Source organism: Hymenobacter volaticus (assembly GCF_022921055.1).
Taxonomy (GTDB): domain Bacteria; phylum Bacteroidota; class Bacteroidia; order Cytophagales; family Hymenobacteraceae; genus Hymenobacter; species Hymenobacter volaticus.
In genome coordinates this window covers 2044939-2061152 of record NZ_CP095061.1, presented here as the reverse complement: position 1 = coordinate 2061152, position 16214 = coordinate 2044939, and the positions used below count along the sequence as shown (strand labels likewise).

Here is a 16214-nt window from a genome sequence, read left to right as displayed (position 1 = left end):
TTCTCCGCCTCTTATAGCATATTGCCACGGCGCCTCGGCAGCACCAACGCCCCCACCAGGCCTGGTTTCCATAGGCACAACTGCTATAACTGCACCAGCTGAGCGCCGAATGCTTAGCAAAAAGCTCTCATTACATAAGGAGTGTAGGCGGGCACTCAAACGCGGCTTAATGACGCTTATAGGATTGAAAATGTGGAGCTTGCTCGATGCGCGGCGTCACTTGCTGCGGCAACTAACGCGCATAACCCGGGTATTTCGAATGAAAGTCCGCCTGCTCCAGCCGCTATTGTAGTGAATGATAACATCCTACACAGGGTCGAAAAAATGGTATAGGTAGCGGCTCTTTTTGTCTTGTTATTTAGCTGCGGTTTAACTCCTACCCAGCTCATGAAAAAATTCGCTCGTCCTCTTCTCGGTTTGGCAGTCTCCCTCGCCACGCAACAGGCCGCTCTGGCGCAGTATCCGCAGATTCCGGCTGATGTGCAGAAAGCTACCAACGACATGATGAAAGAGGCCCAGCGGCAATCAGACCTTGCCTGGGCCAAGGCCTACCCCATCATCCAGCGCGACGCCCAAAACGGCAAGCCCTACATTCCCTGGGCCGCCCGCCCGATTGATTTGCCGCAGTCGCCACTGCCGGCATTTCCGGGAGCTGAAGGTGGTGGGGCGCACGCCTTCGGGGGACGCGGCGGCAAGGTGTACGTGGTGACCAGCCTAGCCGACAGCGGCCCCGGCACGCTGCGCGAGGCCTGCGAGCAAGGCGGCGCCCGCATTGTGGTGTTCAACGTGGCCGGCATTATTCGCTTGAAAAGCCCGCTCATCATCCGCGCGCCCTACATCACCATTGCGGGCCAAACCGCGCCCGGCGACGGGGTGTGCGTGGCCGGCGAATCGGTGTGGCTGAACACCCACGACGTGATTATCCGGTACATGCGTTTCCGCCGCGGCGAAACCAACGTGGGCCGCCGCGACGATGCCATCGGGGGCAACCCGGTGGGCAACATCATGATAGACCACGTATCGGCCAGCTGGGGCTTGGACGAGAACATGTCGATGTACCGCCACATGTACAACGACAGCACCGGCATTCCGGAGCAGAAGTTGGGCACCGTGAACATCACCATTCAGAACTCTATCTTCTCGGAGTCGCTGGACACTTGGAACCACGCGTTTGGCAGCACGCTCGGGGGCGAGAACTGCACGTTCATGCGCAACCTGTGGGCCGACAACGCCGGCCGGAACCCGTCCATCGGCTGGAACGGCATTTTCAACTTCGCCAACAACGTGATGTTCAACTGGGTGCACCGCTCCACCGACGGCGGCGACTACCGGGCCATGTACAACATCATCAACAACTACTACAAGCCTGGCCCGCTCACGCCGAAAGATTCGCCGGTCGGCCACCGGATTTTGAAGCCTGAATCGGGCCGCAGCAAGCTGAAGTACCAGGTGTACGGCCGCGCCTACGTGAACGGCAACATCATGGAAGGCAACGAGAAAGTAACCAAGGACAACTGGAACGGCGGCGTGCAGGTGGAAGAACTGGCCGACGCCGGCAAGTACACCGCCGACATGCGCGTGAATTCGCCCCTGCCCATGCCCGACATCACCATCATGCCCACCGAAAAGGCCTACCAATACGTGCTGGAAAACGCCGGCGCCACCCTGCCCAAGCGCGACCCTGTGGATACACGCATCGTGAAACAGGTGCGCACCGGTAAAATCGAGTACATAGAAGGAGTGCCGCTGCCCGAAACGCAATTCAAGCACCGCCGTCTTCCCATCGATTCTTATAAGCAGGGCATCATCACCGACATCAACCAGGTGGGCGGCTATCCCACCTATGCCGGCCAGCCCTACCTAGACACCGACAAGGACGGCATGCCCGACGCCTACGAAAAGAAAAACAAGCTGAACCCCAACGACGCCAACGACGCCAGCCAGGTGCGCGGCAAAGACGGCTACACCAACATCGAAGTGTACCTGAACAGCGTGGTGCCCGTGAAAGAAGTAAGGCCGTCGTAGCGCAGCCTATTAGCTAGTTTTATGCTTAGAAGTTAAAGATCAAGCTCCCCTCAGATGAGAGGGAAGCTAGCGTTCTAGCTTCTTTTGACAATTCTGGTTGCAGCGTTGCCATTCATTTGCATTTCCTCCAACGCCACCTCGTTGCGCACCGTGCCCCTACCACGCTTCCTCTCTACTCTACTCTTTCTGTTAGCTACCAGCGCTGCTCCGGCGTTGGCGCAAGGCGGCAAACCGCCTAAAAAGCCGGTGCCCCCACCCCCTATTGCCACCGATAAAGACGGCAAGTTGGTATACGCGTCGGACTCGTTGGGCAACCGAGTACCCGACTTTTCCTACTGCGGCTACCAGGCCGGCGAGCAAGGCATTCCGATGGTGGTTATCCGGGTGGTAGTGCCGGTGCAAGCGGGAGATGCCACGGCCCGGATTCAAGCAGCACTGGACTACGTATCGGGGCTGCCGCTGGGCAAGGACGGCTTTAGGGGGGCGGTATTGCTGGGTAAAGGCAAGCACGAGGTAGCAGGACGGTTGCTGATTCGGGCCTCGGGCGTGGTGTTGCGAGGCAGCGGCATGGGCGAAGAAGGCACCACCGTGGTCGGCACTGGCTACTCGCGCGACAACTTGATAACGATAGCTGGCCGCAACGACCGGAAGCTAGAAGCCGCTCAGGCCATTACCGATGCTTACGTGCCCGTCAATGCCCGCACGATGCGAGTAGTTACTCCTAGCGCTTTCAAAGTGGGCGACCGGGTGCGGGTGCAGCGGCCTTCCACGGCGGCCTGGATCGAGAAGCTCGGCACCCAATCCTTCGGGGCGGCGAGTCAGCGCTGGGCTGGAAACCCGGCCAGCGCGACTTGTTCTGGGACCGGCAGGTGGTGGCCATTGAGGCCGCCAGCCTCACGCTGGATGCGCCCATCACCACCGCCCTCGACAAAACCTACGGCGGCGGCACCGTGGCCCGCGCTACCTGGCCGGGGCTGCTCACGCAAGTGGGCGTCGAAAATTTACGCTTGGAATCATCGGCGGACGCCAGCAACCCGAAAGACGAAGACCACCGCTGGATGGCCGTGGTGCTGGACAACGTGCAAGATGCGTGGGTGCGGCAGGTAGCGTTTCGGCGCTTCGCCGGCTCGGCGGTGCTAGCCCAAGAAACCGTCCGCCGCCTTACCGTAGAAGACTGCATTTCCACCGAACCCGTGTCGGAAATCGGGGGCGAGCGACGCAATACGTTTATGACCAAGGGCCAGCAAACGCTGTTTCAGCGGCTGTACGCCCAATCTGGCTACCACGATTTTGCGGTGGGCTACTGCGCGGCTGGCCCCAATGCTTTTGTGCAGTGCGAGGCCGAGGATGCCTACAGCTTCAGCGGCAGCATTGATAGCTGGGCCGCGGGCACTCTGTTTGACATCGTGAAGGAATACGGCCAGGCGCTGCGCTTCGGCAATCGGGAGCAAGACGGACAGGGAGCCGGTTGGGCCGCCGCCAACAGCGTGTTTTGGCAGTGCACCGCCGCCCGCGTGGATTGCTACCAGCCGCCCACGGCGCAAAATTGGGCCTTTGGCACGTGGGCGCAGTTTGCCGGCAACGGGCATTGGGAGCAATCAAACGAGCACATCAAACCCCGCAGCTTGTACTACGCGCAGTTGCAAGACCGCCTCGGGCCACCGTAGCCAGCCGCGCTATTCTGCTGCCGATATCCACCGAAGCCTCCAGCAGCCCACCCGTGGCCGTGGCGCAGGAGCTAACCAAACTGTCGACGGAGGCTGCCCCTACCGTGCTAACCTTCCTTCAGGCCGCGCCGAGCCGGCAGCCCATCCCCACCCAAACCACGGCTCCCACCATCGACAAGCTGAAGGTGAAGCCGGTAGCCAAGCCTGCGTACGCGGCGCCGCTGCACGTGGAGCGCGGCGTGGTAGTGCGCGGCAACGCCCTCGTGACGGGTCGGCGGCAGGAAGTGCCGTGGTGGAATGGCAGCGCCCGGCCCTACGGGCTGCGCAACCCCAAGCCGCACATCACCCGCTTCGTGCCAGGCATGACTGGCCGCGGCCTCACCGACGACCTACCCGAACTGACGGATTCCATGCGGGCCGCCAACGTGGTGGCTTTGGCGCACAACTACGGCCTGTGGTACGAGCGCCGCCGCGACGACCACGAGCGGGTAAAGCGCATGGATGGCGAGGTATGGCCCCCGTTTTACGAATTGCCCTTCGCCCGTAGCGGCACCGGTACCGCCTGGGACGGCCTCAGTCGCTACGACCTTACCAAGTACAACCGTTGGTATTGGTGCCGCCTGGCCGAGTTTGCCGACCTAGCCGATCAAAAAGGCCTCGTGCTGCTCAATCAGCACTATTTCCAGCACAACATCATCGAAGCCGGCGCCCACTACGCCGACTTTCCGTGGCGGCCCGTCAACAACATCAACAACACCGGCTTCCCCGAACCAGCCCCCTACGCCGGCGACAAGCGCATCTTCATGGCCGAGCAGTTCTACGACGTGACGGATGCCACGCGGCGGCCCTTGCACCGGGCCTACATTCGGCAGTGCCTCAACAACTTCGTGGGCAAGTCCGGCGTGATTCACTTGATTGGGGCCGAGTTTACGGGTCCGCTGGCGTTCATGCAGTTCTGGCTGGATACTATCAAAGAGTGGGAAACGGAAACCGGCCAAGCGGCCACCATTGCCCTGAGTACCACCAAAGACGTGCAAGACGCCATTCTGGCCGATCCCGCCCGGGCCGCCGTGGTTGACGTCATCGATATCAACTACTGGCACTACCAGGCCGACGGCACCACGTACGCGCCAGCAGGCGGCCAGAATCTGGCGCCGCGTCAGCACGCCCGGTTGCTTAAGCCCAAGCGCAGCTCGTTCGCGCAAGTGTATCGGGCCGTGCTCGAATACCGCAAGCAATTCCCCGACAAAGCCGTGCTCTACTCCGCCGACAGCTATGATGCATTCGGGTGGGCGGTGCTGCTCGCGGGTGGGTCGTTGGCCTCGGTGCCGCAAGTTTCGGATGCGCGCTTTGCGGCGGCCGTAGCCGGCATGGCACCCGTAGAGCTAAGCGGCCAGCCGGCCGGCCAGTGGCTGATGAGCGACAATAAAACCGGCTTTTTGGTGTACCGCGAAAGTGCAACGCCGGTCGAGCTTGATTTGTCCACTTTGAAAGGCACGTTCGTGGTCCGACACATCGACCCGAAAACGGGTAAGCTTTCTACTGCCTCTGAAACCGTGAAAGGAGGTCAGCGCATTACCCTAACCAAGCAACCCGTCGGCGCCGAAGTGGTGTGGCTCCACAAGAAATAGCTATGAAAAACCAAGTACTTGGGGTGTTGCTGTTGGTGCTTAGTTGGGTTACGCCAGCGCAAGCCAACGTGGTCTTGCCGCGGGTGCTGGCCCACAATATGGTACTGCAACGCAACAAGCCCCTCCCGATTTGGGGCCAGGCCGCGCCCGGCGAAACGGTTGCGGTGCAGTTTGCCGGCCAACAGGTAAGTACCGTGGCCGATGCAGCCGGACGCTGGCAGGTACTGTTGCAACCTCTGGCGACTTCCAGCACCCCCGCAGAGCTGGTAATTAGCGGCCGCAATACTATTCGGCTGCGCAATGTGCTGGTGGGCGAAGTGTGGCTGGCTTCGGGACAGTCGAACATGGAGTACACCATGCGCAAGAACAGCAAGGCGACGATTCCGGCTACTGAGAATGCTAGTCCGCTGACGGAGTTGGAGCGCGCTCACAACCCCCTGATTCGCATTTTTCTGGTGAACCGCAAGGAGCTAGTGAAGCCCGACTCGTTGCACCGCGGCTGGAGCATCGCGCAGGATTCGGCTCTACGGTCGTTTTCGGCGCCGGCTTATTTCTTCGCCAAAGAGCTGAACCAGCGCTTGAACGTACCGATTGGTGTTATTTCCTCGGCCGTACCGGGCAGCCGCATCGAGCCCTGGATTGCGGAAGCGGCCTTCCAACAGGATTCGTACTACGCCACCCAAAAAGTGGACGGTGACCCTGGCAAGTTCTACGAGCCCATGATACGACCCTTAGTGCCGTTTGCGGTGCGCGGCTTTTTGTGGTACCAGGGCGAAAGCAACTGCTTTCTGGCCGAAACCAGCACCTACACCCACAAAATGAAGACGCTAATCGAAAGCTGGCGTGCGGCCTGGCAAGATTCGGCCCTGCCCTTCTATTACGTGCAACTAGCCCCCTTCAAGTACTCGGAGTCCAAGGACACCAAAGTTCCTCTCAACCGCGAAACACTGCCTAAATTCCGTGAGGCGCAGGAAGCCGTACTGCAACTGCCGCACACGGGCATGATCGTCACCACCGACCTGGCTACCAAGCTCGACGACATTCACCCGCCGTTCAAGTGGGAAATTGGGCGGCGATTGGCCTTAGTGGCCCTAGCTTCCACCTATGCCCGGAAAGATGTGGAAGCAGCGGGGCCGGTATTCAACGGCCTGACACTGAAAGGCAAGGTGGCAACTATCTCGTTCAAGCCGCTCGGGGCTCGCCTGATTAGCAAGGACAACAATCCGCTTACTGATTTCCAGGTGGCCGGAGCCAATGGGGTGTTCGTGCCGGCCCAAGCGCGCATCAAAGGCAAAATCGTGCTGGTTTCCGCCCCTGGCGTAACCGAGCCCAAAGCGGTGCGCTTCGGCTGGCACGAAGCCGCACAGCCGAATCTGTTTTCCAGTTCGGGGCTACCAGCCCGGCCGTTCCGCACCGACAAGCCCGAAGTTAAGGTCAGTGTTCACTAACTAACCGCGCAGGTTATGCCCCAAAACGAACTTACCCGTCGTGCGTTTCTTACAGCAAGCGCCTTGCTAACCGCGAAGCTATTCCTGCCATGGTCGGGGGCAGTGGCCCGGAGCAAGAAGCTGTCCTACAAGATTGCCGTGGTTGACTTGATGATTCTCAAGCGGCAGAAACTAGGCGCCTTGCAACTCACCAAAGACATCGGGGCCGATGGCGTGGAAGTGGACATGGGCGGCCTCGGCCAGCGCGAAACCTTTGACAGCCAACTCGCTAAGCCAGAAATCCGACAGCAGTTCCTCGACAAAGCGCGCGAGTTGAACCTAGAGATTTGCTCGTTGGCCATGACGGGCTTCTACGCCCAATCGTTTGCCACGCGCCCCACTTACCAGCGCATGGTGCAAGACTGCCTCGACACGATGAAGGCCATGAACGTGAAGGTAGCGTTTCTGCCCCTCGGCACGCAGGGCGACTTGGTGAAGAACCCCGAACTGCGCCCAGTCATTGTGGAGCGGCTGAAAGTAGTGGGTCGCATGGCGCAGAAAGCGGGCGTCGTGGTGGGCATCGAAACGGCGCTCGATGCCACGGGCGAAGTGGAATTGCTCCGCGAAATCAACTCCAAGCACATCCAGATCTACTTCAACTTCTCGAACCCGCTCAAGGAAGGGCGCGACTTACACCAAGAGCTTAAAATCTTGGGCCGCAAGCGCATCTGCCAACTACACTGCACCGACGAGGATGGCGTGTGGCTGCAAAACAACACCCGGCTCGACATGAAACGCGTCAAGCAGACCCTGGCCGAAATGAATTGGGAAGGCTGGCTGGTGATTGAACGCTCGCGCGATGCCAACGACGCCCGCAACGTGAAGAAGAACTTCGGGGCGAACACCACCTATCTGAAGTCTATTTTCCAGGCCGGTTAAGTTGGCTGCTTTACTTATCTGAATGCCCGAGCAAATAGCAGAATAAACAGGTTGTTCTTTGGCTGCAACGTCTGATTTCTAGGCCTTTGCCTTCTTTCTTATCAGGCTAAAAGGTAGAGCGGCGAGGCTTTACGTATTCGATTGCCTGATAGTTGTAAAATACCCGTATCGTATATGCTAATATCCTACAACAAGTTGGCTAAAACCTGTATATAGCCCCCCTACTGTACATGTAACTTGCTGCTGCACTGAAGTTACACGTCATTATGAAGAATTCATTAAGCAGTCTACTACTGGCCGGCTTCTTATCCAGCGCTTGTTTTGCTTCGGCGCAGACAGCCCCGCCGGCCGAAACCAAGGAAGCCGCTTATACCCGGACCATCACCGAGCGAGCCAGCAAGATTGTAGCTACCCTCGGTGAGTTGAACCCGAAAACTTCCGTGCAAGTGCGGGATGTCATTGCCAACCAATACCGGCAGCTCAATGACATCCATGAAAAGCAGAAAACGCAGCTGGCCGCCCTCAAAGCCAAGCCCCAAGACGAGACCACCAAAGTGGAAGCAGCCAAGGTGGAAACCGAAACCACCGCCGCGCTAGACAAGCTGCACGCGCAATACCTGAAGAAGCTTGGCCGCCACCTGACAACCGCCCAAATCGAACAGGTGAAAGACGGCATGACCTACAACGTGGCGCCCAACACCATGCGCGCTTACAACGAGATGCTGCCCAACCTGACCGAAGCCCAAAAAGCTCAGATGCTGGCGTGGCTCCTCGAAGCCCGCGAGCACGCCATGGACGCCAGCACGTCGGAGAAGAAACACGCGTGGTTCGGCAAATACAAAGGCAAAATCAACAACTACCTGTCGGCCGCGGGCATCGACATGAACCAGGCCGGCAAAGACTGGCAAGCCCGCCGTGCGGCCGAGGGCAGCAAGTAAGCAAGCATTCCAGAGCATGTGTTTCTCATAAATCAGCTGCTATGACCCGTTTCGTACCCCAACTTCCCACCCGCCCGCTTAGCCCTAGTCAGCAAGCGGCTTACGCCTTATTAGCTGGTTTTTTACTGAGTGCCGGCGTAGCTAGTGCCACGACTAGTACTGCTACGAGTGCTCCACACCCCGCCGCTTCCGAGGCCTTCATGAACCTCACCGGCACGGTGCGCGATGCCAAAGGCGAAGGCATTCCGGGCGTGAGCGTGGTGATAAAAGGGACTACCACCGGCACCGCCACCGATGCGAAGGGTGTATTCCGCCTCAACGTGCCCAACGGTAACGAAACGCTGGTTTTCAGCTCTATCGGCTTCAAAAAGCAGGAAATACGGGTGGACGGCCGCACTTCACTCGACATTGTGCTAGTGGACGACGCGGCGGCCCTCGACGAAGTGGTGGTAGTGGGCTACGGTACGCAGTCCAGAGTGAGCCTGACCGGCGCGGTGGCTACCGTGGACATGAAGGCCATTGAAGAGTTGCCGGTCGGTAGCCTTTCCACGGCCATAGCGGGACAACAGCCGGGCGTAGGCGTGAGCGGCGGCACGGCCCGCCCCGGCGAGAAAGGCCAGATTACGGTCCGTAACCCTGTGAACCTCTCCAAAGATGGTGGTACGCTTCGGCCACTCTTCGTGATTGACAACGTGGTCCGCAGTGAGGAAGACTTCAACCTGCTCGATCAGTCGGAGGTAGAAGCCATTTCGGTGCTGAAGGATGCCGCCGCCGCTATCTACGGTGCCCGCTCCAACCAGGGCGTGGTGGTGGTAGCCACCAAGCGGGGCAAAGCAGGCCCGGCCAAGTTCTCCTACAGCGGCTCGGTGGGCATGTCGGATGCGGTGCGTCTGCCAGGTATGATGAGCGGCTTAGAGCAAGCCACTTACCTTAACGACTATAATTTTTACCGGGGCCTCCCCGCCACCGACAATGCCATTTATACGCCCGATGAGCTGGAATACTTCGCCAACAATGGCACCAATTGGCTGAAGGAAGCGTGGAAACCATCTATCGTTACGCGCAACGCGCTGAACGTAAGTGGCGGCAGCGACCGGGCTACGTACTTCGCCAGCGTGACGTACAACAAGCAGAACGGCAACTTCGACAACATCAACTCCGACAAGTGGACGTTCCGGGCCAGCACCGACGTGACCGTAGCTACTGGCCTGAAGGCGGGTCTCTCGCTGAGCGGCGACATATTCAAGCGGAGCACGTACTACTTCAAGCAGGGCTCGGAGAGCCCAGACAACGACATGAGGTCGTTGCTCTGGACGCCCCAGTATCAAGCTTTTTATGTGGATGGCAACCCGGCCTACACCACGCCCGGAAATAGCAACTCAAATACCATCGATGCTACGCACTTCTTTGAGGTGCAGAAGTCGGGCAACTATGCTTCGCAACGCAATACCGGCCTGAACCTGACGGCCAACGTTGACTACGAACTTCCTTTTCTGAAAGGCCTGAAGGCCCGGGTGCTCTATAGCCGCATCCTCGACAACAACTTCGGCAAGAATTTCGGCACTAGCTACTTAGTAACCGAATACAGGGGCCAAGGCGAGCATCGGCACATTCCGGGAGGTGATGTGGTGCAACAGCGTAACGTCCGAAACGGGGACATCATTCTGTTAACCCCGACTTATACGGATTCATACCAGTTCAACGGGTATTTGAACTACGATCAGCAGTTTGGTCGGCACCACGTGTCGGCGTTGGCTTTCTTCGAACAAGCTGAAACGCACTACGACGAAGCCAAAAGCTCCAAGACGGGTATCATTCCGGGTGGGCTCGACAACATCCGCTTTGCAACGGGTGATCTGGTGGTCGAGGAAACGGAAAGAGAATCGGGCATCCTTTCCTACGCCGGCCGGATCAACTACAACTTCGCCAACAAGTACTTTGCCGAGCTAGCCCTGCGCTACGACGGCTCCACCAACTTTGCCCCTGAATACCGCTGGGGTTTGTTCCCATCGTTGTCGGCGGGCTGGGTGCTTTCCGAAGAAAACTTCTTCCCGAAAGGCAACACCGTCAACTTCCTGAAAATCCGTGGCTCAGTGGGCCTGCTCGGGGGAGATGCCACCAAACCCTACAACTGGCAGGAAAATTACCAGTTCCAGATTGGCAAAGGCGCGGTATTCGGCGGCAATGGCGACCGGACCCAAACCGCAACGCCCAACAACGCGCTGGCGAACCGCCGGGCACGCTGGGACAACAACGAGAAGTATAACGTGGGTATCGACGCTCGTTTGCTGAATAACCGCCTCTCATTTAGCGTGGACGGCTTCTACGACCACCGCTACAATATGCTCACCGAAATCAGGGCCTCCGCGCCGGTAGTGATTGGTGCGGCGCTGCCTTCGGAAAATTATGCCAGCGTGAATGGCTTCGGCTATGAACTATCGGTAGGCTACGGCGACAAAATCAACAACGACCTCTCGTACCAAGTGAATACGTTTCTTTCTTGGAACGACGACAAGCAGATTCGGATGGACGTGGAGCGGGGTAAGATTGGGCAGTGGAACGACCCCACTGGCCGCTCGAGCGACCCGGGCGTAGCGGGCTACAAGTACCTAGGCATGTTCCGCACCCAGGAAGATGTAGACAACTGGCTGGCCATAGAAGGCAACAGCAAGTACACCCTGTTCGGCGACGCGCCTAAGCCAGGGATGCTGTATTACGAGGACGTTCGGGGCCCCAAGGATGCGTCAGGCAACTACACCGCGCCCGATGGCAAGATTACCGAGGACGATGAAACGTACTTGAATAGGAAAGCCAACAACCACTACGGTGTCGGCCTCAACCCGAGCATCAGCTATAAAGGCCTGACTATTCAGCTGACCATGGGCATGTCGTTTGGGGGCCAAGCCTTAGTGGAAGGTCCGGCGCGCAAAGTAGCTACGGCCACTTCAAATCGCCCGGAGTTCTGGGCCGACCACTGGACTTCTGACAACTCCACCGCCGCCTTTCCAGCGCCCTACACCAGCAACAGCTACGACCGCAATTCGGCCTTCTGGTACAGAAACTCGCTGTCGGCCAACATGCGCAACGCCACCATTTCCTACTCCTTGCCCTCCGCCTTCGTGAGCCGCGCCAACATCAGCAGCGTGAAAGTCTACTTCGTAGCAGTCAACCCGATCAACTTCTACAATCCCTACAGCTACAAAACGTATGGGGGCGCCTACGATGTGTACCCGACGCTTCGGTCACTGTCGCTGGGTTTGAATGTTGGCTTCTAATCACTGAACTCATGAAAATCACTCGCATAGCTACCCTATTGGCTTTTTCGGCTTCCGTGCTGACCATGGCAGGCTGCAAGGATACCCTCGACAAAATTGACCTCACCACCGCCAACGAAGACCTGGTTTTCCAGAACGAGCAACTGGCGTTCCTCAACCTGAGCTACATCTACGACCAAAACCTACCGAACTGGTTTGGCCAAACCAGCATTGGTATTGGGGCCACCAACCCCAGCATCTTGTCGGAGGAATCGTATGGAGAAAGCAAGTACTTCGAGGGGACTATCGTCCAAAACGACGTAACGGATATTGGTACTGCCATAGGTGCTACCACCAACTACGGTAAGATCCGCACTATCAACACGTTCATCCGGGGCCTCGAACGGTCACCGATTTCCGCCCAGCCCCGTAATCAGCTTAAAGGAGAAGCGCTTTTCTTCCGTGCTTACCGCTATTTCGACTTGGTACGAGTGTACGGCGGCGTACCGTTGGTACTCACTCCGCTACAAGCTGTAGGCGAAGAAGCACGCAACGAAGCGTATCTGCCGCGTAATTCCACCACCGAGTGCTTCAACCAAATCACCGCCGACCTGGATTCAGCCATTGCGTATCTGCCCGGTAAGTGGACGGCCACTGGCACCTGGGGCCGCATTACGAGCGGAGCCGCCGCGGCCTTTAAGGCGCGGGTACTGCTCTACGCCGCCAGCCCGCAGTTCAACCCTTCCGATGAAGCAACCAGGTGGCAAAAGGCTTTCGCCGCCAGCCAGCAGGCTCGGACGCTGCTAACCGCCAATGGCTTCCGTCTCCACACCTCTTTCGACCAATTGTGGTTTGAAGAACAAAACAACCCGGAGGCCGTGCTGGTAACCAGCTACAACACCGCCCTTGGCACCCAAAACAAGAAGAGCAACGAGTACGACAATGGTACCCGGCCTTCTTATACCGGTACCAGAGGCGGTTCCAACCGGCCCACTTGGGATTTGGTGCAAGCCTTCCCCATGCTCGACGGCAAAAAGCGGGGCGAATCAACCAAGTACCCGTACAGCCAGCAGTTGTTCTACAAAAACCGGGACCCGCGGTTCAATAAAACCATTGCCTACAACGGGCGAATTGGCCCCTGAACGGCAACACCAACTATAAGATCTGGACCTACCTCCGAGGCACTACCAGCGTAGAGCCATCGGGCGCCACCAACACCGGCTTCTACTTGCGCAAAGCCATTGACCCGAGACTAGGCGTCAACGATGTACAATACGCTGGCACCGACTGGATCGAGCTTCGCTATGCGGAAGTGCTGCTCAACTTGGCCGAAGCGGCCTGTGGTGTCAATAATATCGCCGAGGCGTACACGCAACTCAAAGCCATTCGGCAGCGGGCAGGCATTGAAGCCGGTACCGATGGTAATTACGGCCTGCAAGCGAATATGAACCGGGCGCAGATGTTTGATGCCATCTTATATGAGCGGCAAATAGAGTTGGCTTTCGAAGGTAAGCGCTTCTGGGACCTGCGTCGTTGGAAAAAGGTGGAAAGCCTCAATGGCAAACGCCGTGAAGCCCTTATCATCACACTGAAAACCACTGGTGTGCCTGCCGATTTCGCCACCACCCGCGACAATCTCGATATCGACCAAGTGTATACCAACTATTTCACTCTTGCTCCCAGAGTACTAGACACCCGCTACGCCATCAACTGGAAGTCCCCTTACTACTTCTTCGCCATCCCGCAGCAGTCTATCGACAACAACCCGCAGCTAATCCAGAACAATACCTGGGGTGGCGCCTTCGACCCGCTGCAATAACCCCCTACACTATATTAGTAGTATGAGAGCACAAACGGCCCGGAATCGAATGTTTCCGGGCCGTTTACTTTAAATGCAATTCTTGAACGTAAGCACTTTAGATTTACTACTCAATCTTCGTTTGTTATCAGGCCCTTATCAGTAGGCAGAGGCAACATCTGCCACTCTATTTCGAGCCTCTGCTCTCCCTCCGATCTACTTTCTTGGAGAACCATTATTTGTAAAAACAAAGAAGGACCAGCCAACGGCCAGTCCCTCTTCCACAACCAAAACACCTAAAAAATAATCTTTCTGATAAAATCACTCACAACTATCAGGCCAAACCACTGAAAATATTTACTCAGATAGCGTTACCTCACCTTTTTTCAACAAAAAAATAGTCTCCTGCAGTGAGTACAAGAGACTATTTTTTGTTGAAAAGAAGATTACTACCGAAACTCTTTCCAAGTTATTCTTTCACTACCCGGCTCACGATGCGAGAGCCAGCTACGTCAACCGTAATTAGGTACACACCAGGGGCTATACCGGGCAAATCGAGCTGCGGTTGGTTGGCACCCACCCGCACTTGGACAGGCTTGGTAGCCACGGTTCGGCCTAGCAAGTCAGCCACTTTCACGGTTGCAACACCAGTAGCCCGCGACTCGAAAGAAAGAGTAATGGTTTCCTTGAAAGGATTGGGATAGTAGCCAAACGTTTCGGCCACGAGAGCGGCCGGTTGATTGCTAAGCACAACGCTCAGGTCGCGGGCTCCGCGCAATACCTGGCCCCGAATTTCACCGTTAGGGTACATAGCCGTGTGGATGTTGGCATAGATACTGTCGCGGCGGAATTGCAGGGCTCTCCGAGCCGTGAAGTTGGCTGTAGCATTGGGCGCAACGTTGCCGGTAGGCTGCCAGAAACCTTGGGCCGAAATAGCTGTGTTGCCACTCGGAGTGTAGAAAGGGCTCAGATCGAATATTACCGGGCCTGCTTGGTTACGAAGGCCGCTATGAAAGTGCCCGCCCGTAACGGGCCCGCTGAGCCCACCCCATGCCAAACTGAAGTGCACGTTGCTCTGGTCACGGTCCATGCTCACGAAGCCGGAACCATAGGCAGTACTCGGATTGGGCGTAGGCCGCTCCTGCGAGCCATTCATTGAAATGGTATAGCCCTCACGTGCCAGCCGGTATACCTGCCCCGTATCTCCCCATTTGGGTTAGCCGCAGTTGTAAAAACGAGATTTACACCTCCAGTCAAAAACAAATTAATTAACTCTGTACCTAAAGTAGAAGATCCCGTCGGCGGAGTAAATATTACGCCGAAGACAGAAGGAGCGCCTGTTAAATTAACGCTGGCTATTAGATCGGCTGGTGTGTTAGCCTGCCCAACTCCTTTAGCATATGCATTAATTGTAGTAGGTGCTGCACTCAGGCCGGTATGCGCTACTCGCACACGCAGAGTATCAAATGTGCTGTTGAGCTGTAGCACGGCCACACCTTTGCCGGTAGCGGTACCGGCCGGCACCAACTGAGCAGCATCAAGGCGGGCATCATGGCTGATGAAGCGGGTCTCCTGAAATAGTTGCCCCCGAATCTCACCGCCGGGATTAGCGGCTGTGTGCACATTGATGTAGATCTGCCCAGCCTTCATAGCCGCAACAATAGCGGGAGTAGGTGTTACTTCGCCCTCAATAACGTTGCCACTGATATAAGGCATCAAATCCAGAACCACTGGGCCAGCTACCCCAGGCGCGCCTTGGTGAAAATGGGACATTGTGATAGGGCCACTCAGGCCAGCTACTACTACCCTAAACTTGAGCTTATCCTGGGCTTGCGTTAGGTTGAACGTACCTAGCCCCAAGGCATTGGTAGTAACAGGTGGCACTTCTTGGGTGCCTGTAAGGCTAGCCACAAATTCCTCGTCCTTTTCCAGCTCAATCTGCCCTCGAATCTCCCCCCTGGGTTGGCGGCGGTGTGTACGTTCAGGTAGTAGCCGCCTCGCAAGTAGCGGTCCAACTTGCCCCGGTCGATGTCCGCACCAGTCAGATACCCTTGAATACGGTTGCCCCGAATAAAGCGAAATAAGTCGGTCACAACCGGGCCTGCTACTCCGCGGAAGCCGAGGTGTGTATGCGCCATAATAATGGGGCCGCTCAGGCCGCTAAAAGCGCCCGAGATAAATAGTGTATCCCGTGTAGCATTCAGCGTGAAACTGACTGCCCCGCGTGCGCCCGTTGTAACGGCCGGCACTTCCTGGGCTCCATCCAGAGTAGAGCCTAGCAACAAATGAGCCCGTAAATGGTCGGCTCGGGAGCTGACGCTGAGCAGCACGATCAACAAGCCAGTCAGCAGATGCGTAAGTTTTTGTCCCATACTAGGTTAGAAAAGAATATGGTGAAAATGAAACTACACAGTAGTACTGCCACAGACGAGATTTGTTCTACTACATATGTATATAATAATGTTAACGTGTTCTACGCTGCTATGAATCGCTCCGTCGCGCATAGCGTACTTTGCAGCTCCAGCCTATTGGCTT

Annotated in this window: 13 protein-coding genes; 10 read left to right on the top strand and 3 right to left on the bottom strand. The window is 57.2% G+C overall.

Features of this window, described 5'->3' with window-relative positions; translation table 11 throughout:
• Positions 1-387 precede the first annotated feature (387 nt).
• The 10 genes from MUN86_RS08885 (at position 388) to MUN86_RS31140 (ending at position 13700) form a co-directional block, all read left to right on the top strand.
• Positions 388-2025: a pectate lyase family protein gene (locus MUN86_RS08885; RefSeq protein ID WP_245124316.1), complete on the top strand. Its 1638-nt coding sequence runs from the start codon at positions 388-390 to the stop codon at positions 2023-2025.
• An 84-nt stretch (positions 2026-2109) separates the two neighbouring features.
• Complete coding sequence (locus MUN86_RS08880; RefSeq protein ID WP_245124313.1) at positions 2110-3132, top strand: hypothetical protein; 1023 nt, start codon at positions 2110-2112, stop codon at positions 3130-3132.
• Entirely contained in the window at positions 3033-3692 is a 660-nt protein-coding gene (locus MUN86_RS08875) for a DUF6298 domain-containing protein (protein ID WP_245124311.1), read from the top strand. The genes MUN86_RS08880 and MUN86_RS08875 overlap by 100 nt, the downstream gene beginning before the upstream one ends.
• 53 nt (positions 3693-3745) lie before the next feature.
• Positions 3746-5323 carry a DUF6298 domain-containing protein gene (locus MUN86_RS08870; RefSeq protein WP_245124308.1) on the top strand — a complete coding sequence of 526 codons (1578 nt, stop codon included), beginning with the start codon at positions 3746-3748 and terminating at the stop codon, positions 5321-5323.
• 2 nt (positions 5324-5325) lie between these two features.
• Positions 5326-6771 carry a sialate O-acetylesterase gene (locus MUN86_RS08865; RefSeq protein WP_245124305.1) on the top strand — a complete coding sequence of 482 codons (1446 nt, stop codon included), beginning with the start codon at positions 5326-5328 and terminating at the stop codon, positions 6769-6771.
• A 15-nt stretch (positions 6772-6786) separates the two neighbouring features.
• Entirely contained in the window at positions 6787-7689 is a 903-nt protein-coding gene (locus tag MUN86_RS08860) for a sugar phosphate isomerase/epimerase family protein (RefSeq protein ID WP_245124302.1), read from the top strand.
• Between the two features lie 266 nt (positions 7690-7955).
• Positions 7956-8627 (top strand): DUF3826 domain-containing protein, encoded by a 672-nt coding sequence (locus MUN86_RS08855; protein ID WP_245124300.1) that lies wholly within the window; start codon positions 7956-7958, stop codon positions 8625-8627.
• Between the two features lie 41 nt (positions 8628-8668).
• Entirely contained in the window at positions 8669-11902 is a 3234-nt protein-coding gene (locus MUN86_RS08850) for a SusC/RagA family TonB-linked outer membrane protein (protein ID WP_245124297.1), read from the top strand.
• Between the two features lie 11 nt (positions 11903-11913).
• Entirely contained in the window at positions 11914-13023 is a 1110-nt protein-coding gene (locus tag MUN86_RS31145) for a RagB/SusD family nutrient uptake outer membrane protein (protein WP_280640615.1), read from the top strand.
• An 86-nt stretch (positions 13024-13109) separates the two neighbouring features.
• Complete coding sequence (locus tag MUN86_RS31140) at positions 13110-13700, top strand: RagB/SusD family nutrient uptake outer membrane protein (protein ID WP_502592236.1); 591 nt, start codon at positions 13110-13112, stop codon at positions 13698-13700.
• 448 nt (positions 13701-14148) lie between these two features.
• Here MUN86_RS31140 and MUN86_RS08840 read toward each other — a convergent pair whose 3' ends face one another.
• The 3 genes from MUN86_RS08840 to MUN86_RS08830 are packed head-to-tail and all read right to left on the bottom strand — an operon-like array spanning position 14149 to position 16051.
• Positions 14149-14835: a CHRD domain-containing protein gene (locus MUN86_RS08840; protein WP_245124295.1), complete on the bottom strand. Its 687-nt coding sequence runs from the start codon at positions 14833-14835 to the stop codon at positions 14149-14151.
• Positions 14832-15563, bottom strand: coding sequence for a CHRD domain-containing protein (locus tag MUN86_RS08835; protein ID WP_245124292.1), 732 nt, complete (start codon positions 15561-15563; stop codon positions 14832-14834). Before MUN86_RS08835 ends, MUN86_RS08840 begins: the two co-directional genes overlap by 4 nt.
• Entirely contained in the window at positions 15530-16051 is a 522-nt protein-coding gene (locus MUN86_RS08830; protein ID WP_245124289.1) for a CHRD domain-containing protein, read from the bottom strand. The genes MUN86_RS08835 and MUN86_RS08830 overlap by 34 nt, the downstream gene beginning before the upstream one ends.
• Positions 16052-16214 lie beyond the last annotated feature (163 nt).